This window comes from Streptomyces sp. NPDC059037 (assembly GCF_042740015.1).
In the GTDB taxonomy this organism is placed as follows: Bacteria; Actinomycetota; Actinomycetes; order Streptomycetales; family Streptomycetaceae; genus Streptomyces.
This window is the reverse complement of the sequence record NZ_JBHYIG010000195.1, coordinates 14,867-18,922: the sequence shown is the minus strand read 5'-3', so window position 1 is coordinate 18,922 and position 4,056 is coordinate 14,867. Positions and strand designations below refer to the sequence as shown.

Here is a 4,056-nt window from a genome sequence, read left to right as displayed (position 1 = left end):
GGCGCGGGGGCCTCGCCGACCCCGCCCGGCGCCTGGTGTTTTACACCGCCCCCCCCGGCGAGGGGGTGGCGGGGGCGCGTGGCATCGCCTCGCCCCCCGGCCGCGAGGCCGAGTTCCGCTCCGGGTTCGACCGGGCGCTCGCATACGCCGTGGCGCTCGGCTGTGGCCAGGTGCACGTGATGGCCGGTCTCCGGCCCGCGGACGCCGCGCCCGCTCAGCTCGCCGAGCACCGCGCCGCGTACCTGGACAACCTCACCTGGGCGGCGCAGCGGGCCACCGCAGTGGACGTCGACGTACTGATCGAGCCGATCAACGGCCGTGACATGCCGGGCTACTTCCTGCACCGGCAGGCCGAGGCACACGCGATCGTGCGGGAGGTGGGCGCCCCGAATCTCAAGGTGCAGCTCGATCTGTACCACTGCCAGATCGTCGAGGGCGACCTCACCACCACACTGCGCCGTGACCTTCCCACCGGCCGCGTCGCCCATCTGCAGATCGCGGGCGTGCCCGACCGCCACGAGCCCGACCAGGGCGAACTCGACATCCAGTATTTGTTCGACGTCGTCGACGAACTGGGCTTCGAGGGATGGATCGGCTGCGAATACCGCCCCCGCTCCGGTACGAGCGAGGGGCTCGGCTGGCTCAAGAACTACGGCCGGCTCAAGAACAACCGAGGAGAACGCGCATGAGGATCGTCATCACCGGTGGCTTCGGCTTCCTGGGGCAGCAGGTCGCCGAGGCGTTGCTGAAGCGGCGGACCCTGTGCGGCGCGCCCGTGGACCGCCTGGTGCTCGCCGACCGGTTCGTCCCTGCCGGATCGCCCCTTGCCGCCGACCCTTCCCCAAGCTCTTCGAGCAGGGGATACCCCATCGTGGACGTCGTACAGGGCGACCTGAGCGAGCGCCTCGACGAGATCTTCGCGCGGCCGGTGGACGTCCTGATCCACCTGGCCTCCGCGGTATCGGCCGAGTGCGAGGCCGACTTCGACCTCGGCATGAGCGCGAACCTGGACACCACGCGCGCGCTGCTCGACGCCGCCCGCGCGCAGTCGGCGGCCGGCGGGCCGACACCCCGGGTCGTGTTCTCCAGCAGCGTCGCGGTCTACGGCTCCGACCCCGCGCTGCCGCTGCCGCCCGTGGTCGGTGAATCGACGCTGCCCACACCGCAGTCGAGCTACGGAACGCAGAAGCGCGTCTGCGAGATGCTGGTCGCCGAGTACACCCGCAAGGGCTTCGTCGACGGGCGTGTGGCGCGCCTGATGACGGTCTCGGTACGGCCGGGCAGGCCCAACGCGGCCGCCTCCGGCTTCCTGTCCGGCATCATCCGCGAGCCGCTGGCCGGCCTCCCCGCGACCTGCCCGGTCGGCCCCGACCTGCGGGTCGCGCTGGCCTCGCCGCGGCGCACGGTCGACGGCATCCTCCGCATCGCCGAGGCCGAGCGGGGCAGCGGCCCCGGGCAGCTCGACGGCGGGCTTCCGGTCAACCTGCCGGCGCTCACGGTGACCGTCGCCGAGATGCTCGCCACGCTGCGCCGGGTGGCCGGAGACGCCGTCGCCGATCTGGTGACGGTCACGCCCGACCCCGCCGTCGAGGCCATCGTCGGCTCGTGGCCCGCCGCCTTCGACAACGCGCGCGCCACGGCGCTCGGTCTCGCGCCCGACGAGAACTTCGAGTCGGTCGTACGGGCGTACGTGGCGGACCACCCCGATGCGGTGGCGGCAGGTTCGCTGCCCGCGCCAGGGGCGATCGAGGCCTGACGGATAGACTGACGAGCATGTTCTCCAAGGTGAGTGGTCCCGTACGGCTCGCGGACAGGGTCGCCGCGATCCTCGCGGAGGAGATCGAGTCCGGACGTCTGGCCGAGGGCGACAAGCTGCCGACCGAGGTCGAGTTGGTCAAGCAGCTCGGCGTCAGCCGCACCGTGATCCGCGAGGCCGTTTCGCGGCTGCGGAACGCGGGCCTGGTCGAACCGCGGCAGGGCCGGGGCGTGTTCGTCATGCCCCAGCGCACCCGGCCGCTCGACCTGGAGGCGGAGACCGGGGCCGGGGCATCCGACACCAAGGCCAAGGTGCTGCAGATCGTGGAGGTCCGCCGCGCCATGGAGGGTGAGGCGGCCTCGCTCGCGGCCACCCGTGCCACACCGCAGGACGTCGACCGGATGCGGCAGTCCCTGGCCGCGATCGACGAGGCGGTCGCGGCGGGCGGTGACGGCGTGGACGAGGACCTCGCGTTCCACCAGTCGATCGCCGAGTCGACCGGCAACGCGGTGATGGTCTCGACCGTGCGGTACCTCGGAGAGGTGCTGCGCAGCGGCATCCGCGTCACACGGGCCAACGAGGCGCGGCGGGGCGACTTCATCGAGGCGGTCCGGGTCGAGCACCACGCGATCCTGGCGGCGGTCGAGTCCGGCGACGCGCGGGCGGCACGCAGCGCCGTGCGCCGTCACCTGAAGCATGCCGCGTCCCGTCTCCAGGACGCGGACGAGGGCTTCTGGACGGAGGCGGACGACCTTGAGGTGGATCTGGACGCGCCGTGAGGTGGACGCGCCGTGAGGTGGACGTGCCGTGAGGTTGGACGCGCCGTGAGGTTGGACGCGCCGTGACGTGCGGGAGCCCCCGGTAGCGGCGCGCCCTACTTGTTAACGGCGCGCCCTACTTGTTCGAACCCCGGAAGCTACTTGCTCGAACCCCGGAAGCGCCCGAACGCCTTCGTGAGGGAGCCCAGCGGTGAGCCGTCCGCCTTGGCCAGGCCAGGCGCGGGCGGCCGGGGCACACCGTCGCCGCCGGTCACCTCGGCCAGCGCGGCGTGCGCCGTCTCGGCAGCCTCCTGGTACAGGTCACGGGATTTCGTCATGGCGTCGAGCTCTTCGGCGTACCTGGCGACCATGGACCGGGCGTGCACCAGCTCCTCGTCCGGGGTGAGCAGGTGCCAGCCCCGGCGCAGCCGCGTCAGGGCCTGCTCGGCCTCGGCGGGCAGCGGCCGCGGCAGCGCGGCGAACTCCTTGATCCTGTCGAGGAGTTCGGTCGGTTCCGAGCCGTCCAGGAAGACGCTGCGCACCGTGAAACGCTCCGCGTCGTAATCCGGGCCCTGCGGAGCCGCGGGCAGGACGACGGCGCCGCCGCGCGGCATGCGCACGCTCAGCTCCCGCTTCATCGCGAAGTCGGCGATCTGCGCCTGCTCCGGCGTGCCCCGGTGCTCGACCACGCGGTGCCGCAGGCTCGGCGGCAGGAACTCCGCGATGGGCCGCTGCCCCTTCGCGTCCGGCGTCATCGCCTCGTGCACCACGATGTGGATGTTCCAGCTCTGCCGGGTGCACTCCCGCAGCCTGCGGCGCAGCTCGTCGTCGTCCTTCGGCAGGTGGTTCGTCGTCCGCAGCCGCAGGCCCGGCACCGTGTCGTGGTCCCAGGCGACCTGGTCGCTGTCGGGCCAGAACATGGTGGCGGGCGAGGGCCAGCGCGCGTCCCACGCACGCTCCGCCTCGGCTGCGATGACCCAGGTGACACCCTCGCCGTCCTTGCGGCGCGCTTCGGGGTCGTACGTGGTCAGCTGTGCGCGCACCGTGACGTCGTCGGTCACGCGCCAGCGGGCCTCGAAGAGGCGGCGGGCCGACGGACCGGGGTCGGCGGACTCGTCCCGCGGGTGCAGGACCGTGGAGCGGGCCGCCTCGACGGGGTCGAGGTCCAGGAAGTCGTCGAGCACCCCGGCCGCCTTGAGGGCGATCAGGTTGCGCCGGACGTCCTGCTCGGGCTCGGGCCCGAGGTGGCGCCCGCGCCCCAGCCACGCGGTGTCGGGGGCGGTGGTCGAAGAGTTGCTGTTCTTGGCCATGGAGTCGTTCTGTGGGTGATCGGGGCCCGACCAGTATGGCCCGTGTACCCGGCGATGGAAGAGGTACCCCGTCAACGGCTTCAACGTGCGGGGCATCGGGGCCGGGAAAACGCGCGGCCCCGAAGCCGGGAAGGAGGCGCGGGGGCGGGGCGCCCCCCCCCCCCCCCCCCCCCCGCCGCGCCGCGCCCCCCGGGCGGCCCGGGGGCCCCGCCCGCCCCGGCCCCCGGCCCCG

4 protein-coding genes are annotated in these 4,056 nt (G+C 73.2%); 3 read left to right on the top strand and 1 reads right to left on the bottom strand.

Annotated elements, in window-relative coordinates:
• The 3 genes from ACFWY6_RS31440 to ACFWY6_RS31430 all read left to right on the top strand — a co-directional run.
• A partial coding sequence (locus ACFWY6_RS31440; protein ID WP_384697510.1) for a hydroxypyruvate isomerase family protein occupies nucleotides 1-689 on the top strand: 689 nt, incomplete at its 5' end.
• Complete coding sequence (gene denD / locus ACFWY6_RS31435) at nucleotides 686-1,756, top strand: D-erythronate dehydrogenase (RefSeq protein WP_384697507.1); 1,071 nt, start codon at nucleotides 686-688, stop codon at nucleotides 1,754-1,756. The genes ACFWY6_RS31440 and denD, both read left to right, overlap by 4 nt.
• Nucleotides 1,757-1,773: 17 nt before the next feature.
• Complete coding sequence (locus ACFWY6_RS31430) at nucleotides 1,774-2,535, top strand: FadR/GntR family transcriptional regulator (protein WP_384697504.1); 762 nt, start codon at nucleotides 1,774-1,776, stop codon at nucleotides 2,533-2,535.
• Nucleotides 2,536-2,672: 137 nt separating this feature from the next.
• Here the strand turns inward: ACFWY6_RS31430 and ACFWY6_RS31425 are convergent, their stop codons facing one another.
• Entirely contained in the window at nucleotides 2,673-3,824 is a 1,152-nt protein-coding gene (locus ACFWY6_RS31425) for a hypothetical protein (RefSeq protein ID WP_384697501.1), read from the bottom strand.
• Nucleotides 3,825-4,056: the final 232 nt, after the last annotated feature.